Source organism: Corynebacterium aurimucosum ATCC 700975, from assembly GCF_000022905.1.
GTDB lineage: Bacteria > Actinomycetota > Actinomycetes > Mycobacteriales > Mycobacteriaceae > Corynebacterium > Corynebacterium aurimucosum_F.
This window is the reverse complement of the sequence record NC_012590.1, coordinates 706,842-721,106: the sequence shown is the minus strand read 5'-3', so window position 1 is coordinate 721,106 and position 14,265 is coordinate 706,842. Positions and strand designations below refer to the sequence as shown.

General features: G+C 61.1%; 12 protein-coding genes. 8 read left to right on the top strand and 4 right to left on the bottom strand.

What is annotated here, in order from left to right:
- Window positions 1-48: 48 nt before the first annotated feature.
- Window positions 49-924, bottom strand: coding sequence for a glycosyltransferase family 2 protein (locus CAURI_RS03490; RefSeq protein WP_049754624.1), 876 nt, complete (start codon window positions 922-924; stop codon window positions 49-51).
- Window positions 925-1,013: 89 nt separating this feature from the next.
- On the opposite strand from CAURI_RS03490, the gene CAURI_RS03485 reads away from it, so the two are divergent.
- The 3 genes from CAURI_RS03485 (at window position 1,014) to CAURI_RS03475 (ending at window position 4,216) form a co-directional block, all read left to right on the top strand.
- Window positions 1,014-2,666, top strand: a complete 1,653-nt coding sequence (locus CAURI_RS03485) for an LCP family protein (protein WP_029158937.1) — start codon at window positions 1,014-1,016, stop codon at window positions 2,664-2,666.
- 92 nt (window positions 2,667-2,758) lie between these two features.
- On the top strand, window positions 2,759-3,469 hold the full coding sequence (locus CAURI_RS03480) for a TIGR03089 family protein (RefSeq protein ID WP_010189222.1): 711 nt from the start codon (window positions 2,759-2,761) through the stop codon (window positions 3,467-3,469).
- 24 nt (window positions 3,470-3,493) lie between these two features.
- Window positions 3,494-4,216 (top strand): sulfite exporter TauE/SafE family protein, encoded by a 723-nt coding sequence (locus tag CAURI_RS03475; protein ID WP_010189223.1) that lies wholly within the window; start codon window positions 3,494-3,496, stop codon window positions 4,214-4,216.
- Between the two features lie 88 nt (window positions 4,217-4,304).
- Here CAURI_RS03475 and CAURI_RS03470 read toward each other — a convergent pair whose 3' ends face one another.
- Both CAURI_RS03470 and CAURI_RS03465 read right to left on the bottom strand, forming a co-directional pair.
- Complete coding sequence (locus CAURI_RS03470; protein WP_157860604.1) at window positions 4,305-5,222, bottom strand: endonuclease domain-containing protein; 918 nt, start codon at window positions 5,220-5,222, stop codon at window positions 4,305-4,307.
- Window positions 5,223-5,417: 195 nt separating this feature from the next.
- The gene (locus CAURI_RS03465; protein ID WP_162010153.1) at window positions 5,418-6,299 is read right to left on the bottom strand and encodes a LysR family transcriptional regulator; all 882 of its coding nucleotides are present in this window, start codon (window positions 6,297-6,299) and stop codon (window positions 5,418-5,420) included.
- A 129-nt stretch (window positions 6,300-6,428) separates the two neighbouring features.
- Here CAURI_RS03465 and CAURI_RS03460 point away from each other — a divergent pair, with 129 nt between their 5' ends.
- The 5 genes from CAURI_RS03460 (at window position 6,429) to CAURI_RS03440 (ending at window position 12,787) form a co-directional block, all read left to right on the top strand.
- Window positions 6,429-8,075, top strand: coding sequence for a thiamine pyrophosphate-dependent enzyme (locus tag CAURI_RS03460; RefSeq protein ID WP_010189226.1), 1,647 nt, complete (start codon window positions 6,429-6,431; stop codon window positions 8,073-8,075).
- A gap of 12 nt (window positions 8,076-8,087) precedes the next feature.
- A complete protein-coding gene (locus CAURI_RS03455) occupies window positions 8,088-9,425 on the top strand; it encodes an aromatic amino acid transport family protein (protein WP_010189227.1) in 1,338 nt (445 codons plus the stop codon).
- A 13-nt stretch (window positions 9,426-9,438) separates the two neighbouring features.
- Complete coding sequence (locus tag CAURI_RS03450) at window positions 9,439-10,479, top strand: histidinol-phosphate transaminase (protein ID WP_010189228.1); 1,041 nt, start codon at window positions 9,439-9,441, stop codon at window positions 10,477-10,479.
- Window positions 10,480-10,627: 148 nt separating this feature from the next.
- Complete coding sequence (locus tag CAURI_RS03445) at window positions 10,628-12,004, top strand: NAD-dependent succinate-semialdehyde dehydrogenase (RefSeq protein ID WP_010189229.1); 1,377 nt, start codon at window positions 10,628-10,630, stop codon at window positions 12,002-12,004.
- 9 nt (window positions 12,005-12,013) lie between these two features.
- The gene (locus CAURI_RS03440) at window positions 12,014-12,787 is read left to right on the top strand and encodes a nuclear transport factor 2 family protein (RefSeq protein WP_010189230.1); all 774 of its coding nucleotides are present in this window, start codon (window positions 12,014-12,016) and stop codon (window positions 12,785-12,787) included.
- 211 nt (window positions 12,788-12,998) lie between these two features.
- Here CAURI_RS03440 and CAURI_RS03435 read toward each other — a convergent pair whose 3' ends face one another.
- On the bottom strand, window positions 12,999-14,228 hold the full coding sequence (locus CAURI_RS03435; RefSeq protein ID WP_010189231.1) for an aromatic amino acid transport family protein: 1,230 nt from the start codon (window positions 14,226-14,228) through the stop codon (window positions 12,999-13,001).
- Between the last annotated feature and the right edge of the window lie 37 nt (window positions 14,229-14,265).

Sequence of the window (14,265 nt, the reverse complement as noted above, 5' to 3'; positions counted from 1 at the left end):
TTAATCTCTTATCAGATAAGCCACCGTTAGTGTATAAGCGCCCCAGCCCTAGGAGCCGTCGCGGCACGCGCTTAAAACCAGCCCGCGCACCCGCAATCCCAGCCACAAAGCCGCGCGCAGTGGCGCTTGGTACCAGTGCGGGTGCCTATCCGCTTGGAAGCGATAGGCAGAATCATGGTGGGCACGCAGCATCGCGCCGCGATGGGCCTGCGTCGAATGGCCCTTGGCGTGAGTAATCACCGCCGTGGGACAAAAGATATTCCGCCAGCCGGCGCGAGTGAAGCGGTCGCCTAAGTCCACGTCCTCCAAATACATGAAGTAACGCTCATCAAAGCCACCGATCTGCTCAAAAGCCTCCCATCGCACCAGCAGGCAGGAACCGGATAGCCAGCCGGCGGGGCGCTCGCTGTCCATGTCGGCATCATCGCGGTAGGCACGCGACCACGGATTGGAAGGCCAAATAGTTCCGAACAGCGCGTGGCCGATACCCGTGAGCAGCGTCGGTACGGCGCGCGCCGAGGGGTAGTTACTGCCATCCGGCTCCACGATGCGCGGCCCCACCGCCGCGGCATCTGGGTGGCGGCGCGCGCACGCGATCAGCTCATCCAGAGAACCTTCGATAAACGTCACATCCGGGTTAGCAATGAGAAAGAACTCTTCATCGACGCCTTTCGCTCGAGCGAAACGCGCGCCGGCATTCATTCCGGCGCCATAGCCAAGGTTTCCCCCAGTATCGAGGAATTCCACGTCCGCGTGCTCCCGCGCGGCAGCTTCCGGCACCCCATCGGTCGAGCCGTTATCGGCGAGGATGGTGAGGGTAGGCAGGGACGTCGCCAAGCGCAGCGATGACAAGAAATCACTGAGGTAACGGCCAGGAGAAAAGGTCACGGTGACCACGGCCAGGGGTTTCTGTATATTCTTCACGATGAATTTGAGCGTACCCAACGCCAGCGCGCGCACGCGCCCGCGACACTGCTTCACGTTTTTGCAGCGAGCTCACCTAAACTAGTCCCGTGACTTCCCCGAACTCCCCGCGCGCCGCCCGCCATATCCAGGCCGCGCCCTCGCAGTCCGCGCCCACCGCCCAACGAGGATCGACGCCGGTGAAAGCCGTCCTCGCATTCCTGTCGGCCGTCGTCCTCGTGCTCTCTGGCGTGGGCTACTTCACCGTGGGAAAGCTGGGAAATGATATTTCCTCCGCCTCCAACCTGGCACTGGGTAACCAGGGTGGTTTCAAGGACAACAGTCTCGATGGCGCGGTCGATATCTTGCTCGTGGGCAAGGACTCCCGCACCGATGCCAAGGGCAATCCGCTTTCCGAACAGGAGCTGGCAGATCTGCATGCCGGCGTGGACGAAGGAGAGGAAAACACGGACACCATCATGGTGATCCGTATTCCCAACGATGGCTCGCGCGCCACGGCAGTATCCATTCCGCGCGATACCTATGTCCACGACGAAGACTTCGGTAACACGAAGATCAACGCCGTCTTTGCGCAACACAAGCTAGCCAAGATGGAGGAGCTGCAGCAGGACAACGCGGAGGCTGAGGCAGCGGGCGAGAAGGCACCTCACACGGACAAGGAGATCGAGAAGGAAAGCACGGAAGCCGGCCGTTCTGGTCTCATTTCGATGGTGCACCAACTCACTGATGTCAGCGTTGATCACTACGCTGAGGTGGGTTTGCTGGGCTTCGTGCTGCTTACCGACGCCGTCGGGGGCGTCGACGTCTGCCTCAACGACGCCGTCGATGATCCGATGTCGGGCGCCAAGTTCCCGGCCGGGCGCCAGACCTTGCAGGGCTCCGAGGGCCTGTCCTTCGTGCGTCAGCGCTATGATCTCCCGCGCGGTGACCTTGACCGCATCGTGCGCCAGCAGGCTTACATGGCATCGCTGACCTCGAAGGTGCTGGACTCGGGCACGTTGACGTCCCCGGGCAAACTCAACAAGATCGCCGATGCCGTGGAGCGCTCCGTGGTCATCGATGACGGTTGGGACATCATGGGCTTCGTTACCCAGCTGGCTGGGCTGGCCGGCGGCAACGTGACCTTTACGACGATCCCGGTGACCTCCATTACCGGCGTGGGTGATTATGGCGAATCGGTGGTGACCATCGATACCGCGGAGGTACATCGCTTCATGGAGGATCTGGCCAAGTCCCAGGAAAAGGCCGAAGAAGACGAAAAGTCTGAGGATGCCGCCACGGACGAGGGCAACGACAATGGCGAAAAGCCCGTGGCTGAGGACCTCAATCTGCACGTCCTCAACGCCGGCAACGTCGACGGAATGGCCGGCGGAATCGGCGCATGGCTGAAGAACGTGGGCTACGCCGTGGAGCGCACGGCCAATGCGCAGTCGGGCCTGTATACCGAGTCCCAGATTGTGGCTGCGGATGCTAACGATGAGCGCGCCCTGGCCCTAGCCGAGCAGCTCGGCGGACTGCCGGTCACGGCCAACGAGGAGCTCGAGCCGGATACCTTCATCGTGGTGGCCACTGATGATTACGCCGGCCCGAAGGATGATTCCGCACAGGAAGAAGAGGCTGCTGCGGAGCCTGACCAAGGCGGTGAAACCCAGCAGGTAGGTACCCCGGGCGATGACTTCGGTACCGCGGAGGTTTCGCCTGAGATCGACGCCGGCGGCGACGGCCCGCGCTGCGTCAACTAAACGTGCCGCGAGTGAAGCTCGCCGCGCGCCCAAAGGCCTAGTCACCGGCCGTTCGTGGCGGGCTGAGCGCCTGCCACCTACGATGGGCGGACATGGAACTCCTACAGCATCTCCTGTCCGCCGATGCCTCTGCTCCCCGGCTCAGTGTTTATAACGAAACTGACGGCACCCGCATGGACTTCTCGGCGCAAACGCTGGAGAACTGGACCTCCAAGATCGCCAACATGCTGCTGGAGGAGCTCGACCTCGAACCGGACACGGGCTCCCGTATCCTCATTGACCTTCCGGTGTCCTGGCAGGCTGCCGTCATTGCGCTTGGGGCGCTAGCCGCCGGCATCCCCTTCGACGTAACAGACGGTACGGCCGCTACCGAGCCGCACGCCGACGATATCACCGTGGTTTTCACCTCTCCGGAGGCCTACCTCAAGGCTGCGGCGGACGCGGGCGCCGGCTCTGCATCAACACCGCTGGTCGATACGGTGCTAGTCACCCAGGATCCTTTTGGCCGCGGCGTTGTCGAAAGCGGCGGCGAGCTGCCACTGGGCACCATCGATTTCGGCCCCACCGTGCGCTTTTATGGCGATCACTTCTATGGCACCACTACCCCGCTACCGGAGCTTTTCCCCACCGAGTTGGGCGCTGAGCGCGTGCTTTCCCAAGGCTGGACGGACAGCGCCTCCTTCCAGCGGGCCGTCCTTGAACCACTGGCTGCGGGCGGCTCCGCCGTCATTGTGGCGGGCCTGTGCTCGGCCGACCGCTTGGAGGAAATCGCGGCCAACGAGAAGGTCACCGTCCGCTCCTAAATCGCGCCATGAGATAGTAGAGCAATGTTCGGCTGGCTCTATATCTTCATCGGCGTGCTCATCCTCGTGGGTACAATCTGCCAGGGCACCATCGGATTTGGGCTGGGCACCATCGCCACCCCTATCTTGGCGCTGATCAAGCCGGAGCTGGTTCCCACGCTCATCCTCCTGTTGGCATTCGTCATTTCAACCACGACGATGCTCAAGTCACGCTCGGCGGTGTCGTGGGACATCGTGGCTATCTCCTCCATCGCGCGCATCCCCGGCTCGCTCGCGGGTGCGTGGGCGATTGCCTCCCTCTCCCACCGCGGGCTCTCCCTATTCATCGGCTGCGCGGTCATCTTCGCCATGACCTTGTCCAGCCTCGGCTGGTCACCCAAGCACACCACGACCAACATTACTGTCGCGGGCGCTACTTCCGGATTCCTGGGCACGTCGACCTCCATCGGTGGCCCGCCCATGGCGCTGGTGCTTAAAGGCTATGACCCAGCCCGCATACGCGGAACCCTGTCGGGCACCTTCATCATCGGCTCCACCATCTCGCTGGCAATCTTGGGCTTGAACGGGCAAATCACCAGCCTGCAGCTCACCGCCGCCGCGGCCTACCTGCCGGTAGCCATCCTGGGCCTCATTGCCGCCAGCTACCTCAACCGTTTCATCAACGCCACGGTGCTCAACCGCATTGTCATCGTCGTGGCGATCAGCGCGGCATTGGCGCTCATTGTTGAGGGGCTGGTTGCTGCCTAGCGTCCGCGACCTGCTGCCAGGACCACGCTCCACACTGTCCGTTCTGCCAAAGTTCGCGGCTCCGATTCAAGATCTGGCAATAACTTCGTCATCTAGGGCAGTTGGGTGGCCCCGGAAAGTCTGGCGGTTCCGGCGGCACAGGCGGCAGATACCCCAAATGCTCGCTGTACTCCCAGGGCTTTGGTTTGGGCGGCAACACTCCCTCGTGCCAAAATCCGATGAATTTGAAGTAGCGCTTCTCAAAGTCCGGATTCCTGGCATTAGCTATCTGGTCGATTACATAGTCCAGATGATGAGCCACGCAATGACCTGTGTAGCGCAGCGTTAACCACCCAATCAGAGCACCTTCGTTGTTCTTCCAGTGGTCCCGCAACCATGACTCTTGCTGGGAATGGAATTTCATCCCGTTGATTTCTACCGCGATCTTGAGCTCTGGGAGCACGATATCCCAGGTGTAGTGACCGATAACAACGTTGCACTCGACCTTGAGCCCACGCCTTTTCAGCCCCTTCGCCACTTTCACCTCCGCACCAGAATCGGTGAATAGCGCGGCTTGGTCCAGCATGCGTTGGCTTACCACAGGGATAACATTGAGTGCTTCGCGGTGACTATCCAGTCGGGCTCGTCCGGCTTTCGAGGAATAGATGGACTCAAAAACGCGAATCCCCATTTCAGGGCTCACGGACTTCATAGCGACAAGAGGATTAAGAATCCGGATCCCAGACGAGGTAACAAAGCTTTCGACGCTCACCCGCGAGTGCACATAAAAAGTCGATGCCGGCATTCTCTCCACACTGGCGAGCTTCAGTGGAAAAGTAACTGTCTCTCCAAGAAGCACCTGGGCAGCCGTTGTTCCTGTCGCCTTAAGGAATGGCCGGTGCTCCTGTAGCAGCTTCAACAGCTCTAATGGCTCGGGCCTGCCCCAGACATAGAGCCCCTTGGCCAGTCGCGTTACTTCTCCTCGGCGCACGCGAGTTGCAAGCACACCTTTAGACAGATCGCGCACAATGCCATGTCTCATGTCATTTCCCCCCGGGGGATTAAGCCCCAAGGTAACACGGTTCACCGCTGAGTGCTGCGCAGCTGCCATTGCTGCCAAAGTTATCGCTTCTGATTCAAGATCTGGCCAGAACTTTGGCAACTGGGGCAGTTTTATCCACCGCACACCAAGCGCACACCGCCCAGCGCCCAGAAGCAGACCCTAGCGAAGCGAACCCTCAATAAAACTCCGGAACCGCCGCGCAATCTGTGCAATCTCCTGCCCCGCGAAGTGCCCCGGGGACCAGGCCGCGACCAGCGGCACCCCGCCCAGGGTCTTTTCACCATCGACCACGTCGAAGCCCACCAGCCGCGGAGGCTGCAGCTCTGTCATCAGGGCCACGGCTCGGCCCGAGCGGGCCAAGGCACTCAAGGTTGCGGTGTCATCGCACTCGGCATGCGAGCCCAAGGCACAGCCGGCCGTGCCCACGAAGGAATCCACCACCCCGCGGGACACGCTGCGCCGCGAGGGCAGAGCCACCTTTTCTTGCAATAACCGTCTAACCTCCACGCTGGTCGAACCCGCACACTCCAATGCCATTGGGTGCGTCGGCGGCACCCAGGCACGCACCGGAATCGTGCCCAAAGCCAGTGAGGCCACGTCATTGCCTGGCGGGATGGTGGCAATCACCACGTCGGCGGAGCCTTCCAGCGCGTCAAAGACGTCGTAGTGCGTGACCGGGGTCGTTGTGAGCAGAGGGATAGTCTGGCCAGCGGCCTCAATAAAGGGCGCAAGCAGAGTCGAAATCGTCGTCGGCGTAGCAGCCACACGCAGTGCCGGGATACTGCCCGCGCGAAGTGCCTCCACTGCCTGCCCGGCGCGCGCAGATTCGGCGAGGAGGCGGCGGCAGGTCGGAATGAGGGCATGCGCTGCATCGCTCAGTGTTAGTGAGGACCCAGCCCGCATGAAAAGCTCCAGGTCCAGCTCCTCTTCAAAACGCCGCAGCTGCCGGCTTAAAGCCGGCTGCGTTATTCCAAGGCGTTCCGCAGCGGCAGTCACCGTGCCGGCTTCGGCGACCGCGAGGAAATATTTGGCCTTCACCATGTCCATTTCCCTACTTTTACCACCAACCATGCCCTCAGGGCATGCCTTTCCAGCTTTCCCGGCATTAGACAACATGACATCACCAAAGAATAATGAGACCACTACCACAACAACACCAGGGAGGTTTCCATGTCACACGTCGGCGCCGCCATTGCCGAATCCCTCGCCGCGCACAACGTCACCCGCGCTTTCCTCGTGCCCGGCGAAAGCTTCCTTCCCGTCCTCGACGGCCTCTACGATTCCTCCGTTAAGGCCATCGTCACCCGCCACGAAGGCGGTGCCACCTACATGGCCGAAGCCCACGGCAAGGCTACCGGCCAACCGGGCGTCGCCATGGTCACCCGCGGGCCCGGGGCGGCCAACGCCTACGTGGGCATCCACACCGCCTGGCAGGATGCCACCCCGCTCGTCCTCTTCGTGGGCCTCATCCCCACCTCCGACCGCGACCGCGAGTCCTTCCAGGAATTCGACCCCAAGGCCTGGTTCGGCACCCAGGCCAAGCAGGTCTTCGTCCTCGATGATCCCTCGCGCGCCTCCCGCGTCGTGGCCGAAGCTTTCTTCCAAGCCCAGCAGGGCCGCCCCGGCCCCGTCATCGTGGGCCTGCCGGAGGATATTCTCCACCAGGAGTACACGGGCACCATCCACCCGCCCATCCCGGTTGCGGAAGGCGCGCTTTCCGACGATCACCTGGACCTCCTCTCCCTCGAGCTGAGCCGCGCAGAGCGTCCACTCATTTTTGCCGGCGGTCCGCGCTGGACCCCGGAGGCCGCAGAGAAGATCACTCGCTTCGCCGAAGAGCACCGCATCCCGATCATTCAAGACTTCCGCGCCGCTGACCGCGTGCCTTTCGACTCCCCCGCCAACGCCGGCTGGCTCGGATATGGCCGTGATCCGCGCGCAGCGCAGCTACTCGAGGACGCCTCCCTGGTCATCGAGGTAGGAGCTGTGCTGGGTGACGTCCCCACCGACGGCTACACCCTGCGCCAGTCTCCGCAGGCACGCAACATCGCGATCAATCCTGATACCAGCCTCCGCGGCCACTCCGTGGCGCTGCTAGAACACATCGTGGCGAGCCCCGTAGCCTTCGCTAACACCCTGGACCGCTTGAGCATCGAGGGCAAGGACAAGCGTGGCGAGTGGTTTGATAACGCGCACGCGAACCACCTCGACTTCGCCACTCTCCCCGAGCCAGCGGACTACCGTCCCGGAAAAGAAGGCACCGCCCACATGGAGGCCATCCTCGCAGCACTCCACGAACAGCTGCCGCAGGATCCCATCTACACCTTCGGCGCCGGAAACCACTGCATCTGGGCCCAACAATTCCTGCGCTCGCAGGTCTACCCCTCCCAGTTCAGCGTGCGCAACGGCTCGATGGGCTATTCCATCCCGGCCGCAGTAGCCACCAAACTGCAGTTCCCGGAGCGCACCGTTGTCACCATTGCCGGGGACGGCGAATACCTCATGAACGGCCAAGAGCTGGCCACCGCGCTGCAGTACGGCGCGCCCTTCCTCATCATCGTCATGTCCAATGGCGAGTTCGGAACCATCCGCGATCACCAGAAGAAGCACTTCCCTGATCGCGTCTCCGGCACCCAGCTGGTGAACCCAGATTTCGCGGCGGTAGCCCGCGGCTTCGGCGCTCACGGTGAGCTCGTTACCGACGACTCGCAGGCACAAGAGGCAGTAGCCCGGGCCCTGCGCGCCATCGCCGAAGACGGCGTACCAGCTCTCATCAACGTCATCACTGACCAGGACCACTCCCTACCCATCGACTAGAGGAGGCTCACCATGAGCTCTACCAATACTCCCTCAACAACATCCACACCGCCCACCAGTGACCTGAAAGAGGGCGAGCACATCGTGGGCGATGGGGTCGTCGCCAAGCAGCGCCCCGCTGCCTCCACCGCATCGTGGATCATTACGCTCTTCGGCACCGCCGTAGGTGCCGGCATCCTCTTCCTGCCACTCAATGCCGGCGGTTTCGGTTTCTGGCCACTCGTCTTCGCCACGGTTTTCATCCTTCCGCTGGTGTACTTTTCACACCGCACCTATGCACGAATTGTTGCGGGCGCGCCCAAGGAGGACCACGGCAAGGACATCCTCGAGCTGGTTTCGCAGTACCTGGGCAAAGGCCAAGGAATTGGCTTCGCGGTGCTGTACTGGATCACGGTCTTCTCCACCGTCCTGATCTACGGTGTCTCCATCACCAACGCGGTGGATAGTTTCATCGTCAACCAGCTGGGCGGGCCCTCCATCGACCGCTGGCTGCTCGCCACCATCTGCGTCGGTGTTATGACCGGCGGTTTCGCCATCGGCCGCAAACCCATGATTTGGCTGGCCCAAGTACTGGTCTACCCGCTCATCATCGCACTGGCCATCACCTCCATTTACCTCATTCCACGCTGGGACCTGCACAGCTTCATCCATTTTGACGACGGTGCCGATGGCTGGGGCCAGATGCTCAAGGGCATCTTCCTCATCCTGCCGGTGCTGGTCTTCTCCTTCTCCCACATGGCAGCGCTGTCGCAGTTCGCCATCGACATGCAGCCGCAATACGGCGAGAAGACCGAAAAGCGCGTCTCCCGCACGGAGTTCTACACCGCCATCCTGCTCGTAGTCTTCACCATGTTCTTCGTGTGGTCTTGTGTCCTTGCGCTCGGCGCCGACGGCATGAATGAGGCACTAGAGCAAAACATTCCGGTGCTCTCCTACTTCGCCAACGTCACCGGCACTCCGTTCATGGCCTACATGGCGCCCATCGTGGTCATCTGCGCCATCGTTTCTTCCTACTTCGGCCACATGCTCGGCACCGAAGAGGGCACGGAGTACCTGCTGAAGAACGCCGCGCCGAAGCTGGCGGAAAAGGTCTCACACCGCACGCTGCTCAACATCATTTATCTCATCGCCTTCGTGTGCACCACGCTCGTGGCGATCTTCAACCCCTCCATTATTTCCATGATTTCGGTTGTCTCCGGTGTCTTCGTGGCGTTCATCGTTTACCTGGTTCCGGTGTACATGTTCAAGAAGTTGGACGTGTACAAGAACTTCCGCAATGACCCGTGGAACTACTTCGTCTTCGGCATGGGCCTGCTGATTATGGCCGTGACCATCTGGGACATGATTTAGAAAGGACGTGATTATGCTTCGTAGTGATCTCTCGAGCTTCCCCGAGTACAAGGTGGGCAAGGACTTCCCCAATGCGCTCAAGCTCTCATCCAATGAGGTCCCCTTCCCGCCAGCTGAGGACATCATCGCTGCGGTTGCCGACGCCGCCCGCACCACCAACCGCTACCAACAGCCCGGCTGCTTGGAGCTCACCAACGCTCTGTGCAACTACCTGGGTGTGCCGGCGGATAATATCTTCGTCTCCGCGGGTTCCACGCCCATCCTGCAGGCCACCATCTTGGCGTCCTGCCAGACGGGTGATGAGGTCATCGTGCCCTGGCGCAGCTTTGAGGCCTATCCCCTATACGTGCGCATGGCCGGCGCGGAACCAATTCTGGTACCGCTCACGGAGGACTACCACGTCGATCTGGAGGCAGTGCTCGATGCACTGACAGAGAAGACCAAGCTCATCATTCTGTGCAATCCCAATAACCCGACGGGCACCGTCATCACGCGCGGTGAATTCCGCGCCTTCATGGACAGGGTGCCTAAGGACGTCGTCGTGCTGCTGGATGAGGCTTACTGGGAATACAACGACGCCCCCGATACCCCGGATTCCGTCGAGGAATACCAGCGCTACCCCAACCTGCTCGGCGTGCGCACCTTCTCCAAGGCCTGGGGCTTGGCCGGCATGCGCGTGGGCTACGCGGTGGCAGGCGAAGAGATCATCAATGCTCTGCGTCAGCTCTCCCTGCCGCTGACGGTGACCGCCATGGCGGAAACCGCGGCCGTGGAAGTGCTCAAGCGCCACGACGAGCTTGCCGACGCCGTCGAGATCACCAAAGCACAACGCGACCGCGTCTGCGCGGAGCTGGGGGCCGAGAAGTCCTACGGCAACTTTGTGTGGCTGCCGCGCGCAGATGCCGCGGAGGTGGAAACGAAGATGCTCGATGAAGGCGTGGTCATCCGCCGCTACCTCGACGAAGGCGTGCGCGTGTCCATCACCGATGAGGCCGAGACCACCCAGTTCTTGGAGGCCTGGCGGCGCGCGGGCATTGAGCCCTGGCGGGGCTAAGTGGCCTCCTTTCACCCCCTCAGTCCAAGTACCCCATAAGCCAATACTGAGACAAATGACATAAAGTGCAGAACCCTTGCAATAAGTCACAATCCGCCCCATAATGGGGTGCAACCCATACACACTTCAATCATTGGAGGATGAAGCAATGTCCGGATTTCGCGTAGAAAACCCCGCTACCGGTGAGGTTCTTGAGACTTTTGACCACGCCACTGACCAGGAAATCCTGGCCGCCGTTGATGGCGCGCACGAGGCATTCCTCAGTTGGCGCGATACCCCGATCGAGGAGCGCGCCAAGCTAGTCACGCGCGTTGCCGAGCTCTTCGAAGAGCGCAAGGATGAGCTCGCTGAGATCATTGCAACCGAAATGGGCAAGCCGGTCTCCGAGGGCCTCGAGGAGGCTGAGTTCAGCGGCGCTATCTTTGCCTACTACGCCGACAACGGCCCGAAGTTCGCCGCCGACGAGGAAATCCCCGTCGAGATGGACGGCAAGGGCTACATCCAGCGCCGCCCCATCGGCGCTCTGCTGGGCATCATGCCGTGGAACTTCCCCTACTACCAGGTCGCGCGCTTCGCCGCCCCGAACCTGATGCTGGGCAACACCATCGTCTTGAAGCACGCCACCATCTGCCCGCGCTCCGCGCTTGCTATCCAGAAGATCATGGATGACGCCGGCGTGCCCAAGGGGGTCTACACCAACGTCTTCGCTACCCACGAGCAGGCAGAGAAGATCATCGAGCACAAGGAGCTGCGCGGTGTTTCGCTCACCGGTTCCGAGCGCGCTGGCGCTGCGGTGGGCTCTCTGGCTGCGAAGAGCCTCAAGAAGGCAGTACTGGAGCTCGGTGGCTCCGATCCTTACGTCATCCTCGACACCGATGACGTCAAGCAGGCAGCCAAGGATGCGTGGGAGACCCGCATGTACAACACCGGCCAGGCGTGCAACTCCAACAAGCGCCTGATTGTGATGGAGGATATCTACGACGAGTTCGTCGCTGAGCTGGTCGAGCTCGCGAAGGCCATGAAGCCGGGTACCCCGCAGGAGGCTTCCGAAACTGTCTACACCCCGTTGTCTTCGCGCAGCGCGGCAGAAAACCTCAAGGATCAGATCGACCGCATCGTGGCCGCCGGCGCCACCCTGCACGTCGGCGGTGAGCTGGCGGATGAGAAGTCCTCTTACTTCAGCCCTGCAGTGCTGACCGATGTCCCGGTTGGCTCTGATGTTTACTACGAAGAACTCTTCGGCCCCGTGGCGACCGTGTTCAAGGTCAGCAGCGATGACGAGGCTCTCGAGCTGGCCAACGACACCCAGTACGGCCTGGGCGGTTGCGTCTTCTCCAAGGACGTCGAACGCGCCGAGAAGATTGCCCAGCGCCTGGAGGTCGGCATGTCCAACGTCAACACCTACGCGGCGGAGGGCGCCGAGGTCCCGTTCGGTGGTGTGAAGAACTCCGGCTACGGCCGCGAGCTGGGCCCCTACGGCATGGATGAGTTCGTCAACAAGCGCACCTACTTCGTGGCCAACTAAGGAGATCCCATGACGTCACTAGGAAACTTCGTTCTCGAGGTCCACACCGCGCTTTTCGACGGCCACGATACCTCTGTCCTGGACAAGCACTTCGCCGACAACTTCGTGGAGCACTCTCCCCTCATCGCTAATGATGCAGAAGGTCTCAAGAAGTTTGTCGCGGATCTGGGCGAGGGCCTGAAGTACACCAACGCCCGGGTGATTGCCGACGAAGCCAACGGCCTCGTCGCTTTGCATGGCCGCTTCGATGGCATCGAGGATGAGCCCTTCGTCGGTTTCGATATTTACCGCGTCGAGGGCGACAAGATTGTCGAGCACTGGGACAACCTCGTTCCCCTGGCAGAACCGAACGCAAGCGGCCGCACGCAGCTCGATGGCGCCACCGAGATCGGTGATGAGAGCGTCACCGAGCAGAACCGAGAGTTCGTCATCGAGTTCTTCACCCGCTCTCTCATCGGCGGTGACTACTCCGGTTTCATCGACAACACCCGCGATGATCAATTTGCCCAGCATTCCCCTGATATCGCCGATGGTGCCCAAAACTGCGTTGATTTCCTCACCAAGCTGAAGGAGGATGGCGAAGGTCTGGAGTATGAGCGCATCCACCGCACGGTTGCACAAGGACAGTTCGTTCTGACCCATTCCGAAGGCAGCATCGCCGGTGCGCGCCATTCCTATTGCGAGCTGTGGCGCGTCGAGGACGGCAAGCTCGTCGAAATGTGGGATGCCATTTCTGAGGTCCCCTCCGATGACGAGGCACTTCATAACCACGGCATCTTCTAGGCCATAGCCTTCAAAGCCACAGCCTATGTCGCACGCCGACAGGCTGGGCCGCTCCTTGATACGGGGAGCGGCCCAGCCTTCTCGTGTTTTCGGCACAGTCTAGATCCAGGCCCGGGCTACAACTGCCCGTTCTGCCAAAACCCTCGCTCCTGACTCAAGATCTGGCCAGAACTTTGGCAACTAGGCGGGGTGCCGCGTCTAAAAGTCGGCTTTAAGCCCAGCCTGCCGGCACCAACCCGAGGATGGAAATGATCGAGTAGATGAATGCCAAGACGTAGACCACGATGATGGTGCCCTGAATTAACGGGTGTGCGAGTCCGCCCACGTTCCAGCCTGGGTCGCGGTCTCCTTTCTTCCGGGAAGCGTGCAACAGCATCACTGGGATAACGGACATGATGGCGCCCGCGAAACCACCTGCATAGGACAACGCCGCAACGAAGCCGCCGAGACCAGCAATGGAAATCACCAGGGGCGGAACAACCGTCAGGGCCACCGCCACGATGCGCTGTCCCTTCACTCCTTCCCAGTGGAAGATGTCCAAGACGTTGCGCATGGTGGTAAAACCAATCGCCAAGAACGACGTCAGCATGGCCGCCAGCGCAAAGATGTTTGCCAAGTAGTAGGCCACCGGGCCAAGGGCCTCACCCCAGGCAATGGTCACCACCTCGGTGACCTCCATGCCGAGCAGACCAAGGGCGGCAAAAGGAACCAACGCCAAGGTAAAGCCCGTCACCACCATGCCGAGCACAATTGCCCGCGCGGTCTGCTGTGGCTTGGCCGGGTCCATACCTTGCACCAGCTCCGGGACCACGTACTGCGCCAAGAAGGAGAAGACCGCGAGGTTCAGAATCGGAACGATGAAGAAAGGATGAAGAACCAACAGGTTCTCTGCCTTGATACCTGGGCCCAGGATTGTCCATCCACACAGCACCGCGATAATGATCACCATACCGGCAGTAATGGCACCCTCGGCCGCACCCGTGGTGTGCAGGCCGCGGTACATCACCCAGGAACCGAAGCCGAAGAAGATCAGTGTGCCGAGAAGCGGCGGTAACCCGAAGATATTGTTGATCAAGTCACCTGAACCAGCGGCATAGGCAATGAGCGCGCCGATACCGTTGACGATGATGGCCACGAATACCAGCCAGCGGCCCCACTGCCCCAGGTAATGCTCCGCCAATCCGGAAACCTGCAGCGGCGCCTTGGTGCGCATGGCTGTCTCCGCCACGTACAGCATGGAAATGGTCGTGAGGGTACCTGCTATCAGCAGAGCAATAACGAGTGCGAGGAACCCTCCGTTGCGGGCAGCATAAGGAATAGAGAGGACTCCAGCACCGATGTTGGTGCCGAAGATAAGGGCGATGCCCTGCACGAAGGACAGCGCGGGTTTGAACTCCGCCGTGGACTCATCCTTCTGCGGCACAGAAATGTTGTTGGACAAAGATTTCTCCGATAACTAAGGACTAATAAAACAGGAG

Excerpts from the sequence above, each read along its gene's own strand:
- CAURI_RS03480 (WP_010189222.1), top strand. The coding sequence starts at position 2,759 with ATGGAACTCCTACAGCATCTCCTGTCCGCCGATGCCTCTGCTCCCCGG.
- CAURI_RS03475 (WP_010189223.1), top strand. The coding sequence starts at position 3,494 with ATGTTCGGCTGGCTCTATATCTTCATCGGCGTGCTCATCCTCGTGGGT.
- CAURI_RS03465 (WP_162010153.1), bottom strand. The coding sequence starts at position 6,299 with ATGGTGAAGGCCAAATATTTCCTCGCGGTCGCCGAAGCCGGCACGGTG.
- CAURI_RS03460 (WP_010189226.1), top strand. The coding sequence starts at position 6,429 with ATGTCACACGTCGGCGCCGCCATTGCCGAATCCCTCGCCGCGCACAAC.
- CAURI_RS03455 (WP_010189227.1), top strand. The coding sequence starts at position 8,088 with ATGAGCTCTACCAATACTCCCTCAACAACATCCACACCGCCCACCAGT.
- CAURI_RS03450 (WP_010189228.1), top strand. The coding sequence starts at position 9,439 with ATGCTTCGTAGTGATCTCTCGAGCTTCCCCGAGTACAAGGTGGGCAAG.
- CAURI_RS03445 (WP_010189229.1), top strand. The coding sequence starts at position 10,628 with ATGTCCGGATTTCGCGTAGAAAACCCCGCTACCGGTGAGGTTCTTGAG.
- CAURI_RS03440 (WP_010189230.1), top strand. The coding sequence starts at position 12,014 with ATGACGTCACTAGGAAACTTCGTTCTCGAGGTCCACACCGCGCTTTTC.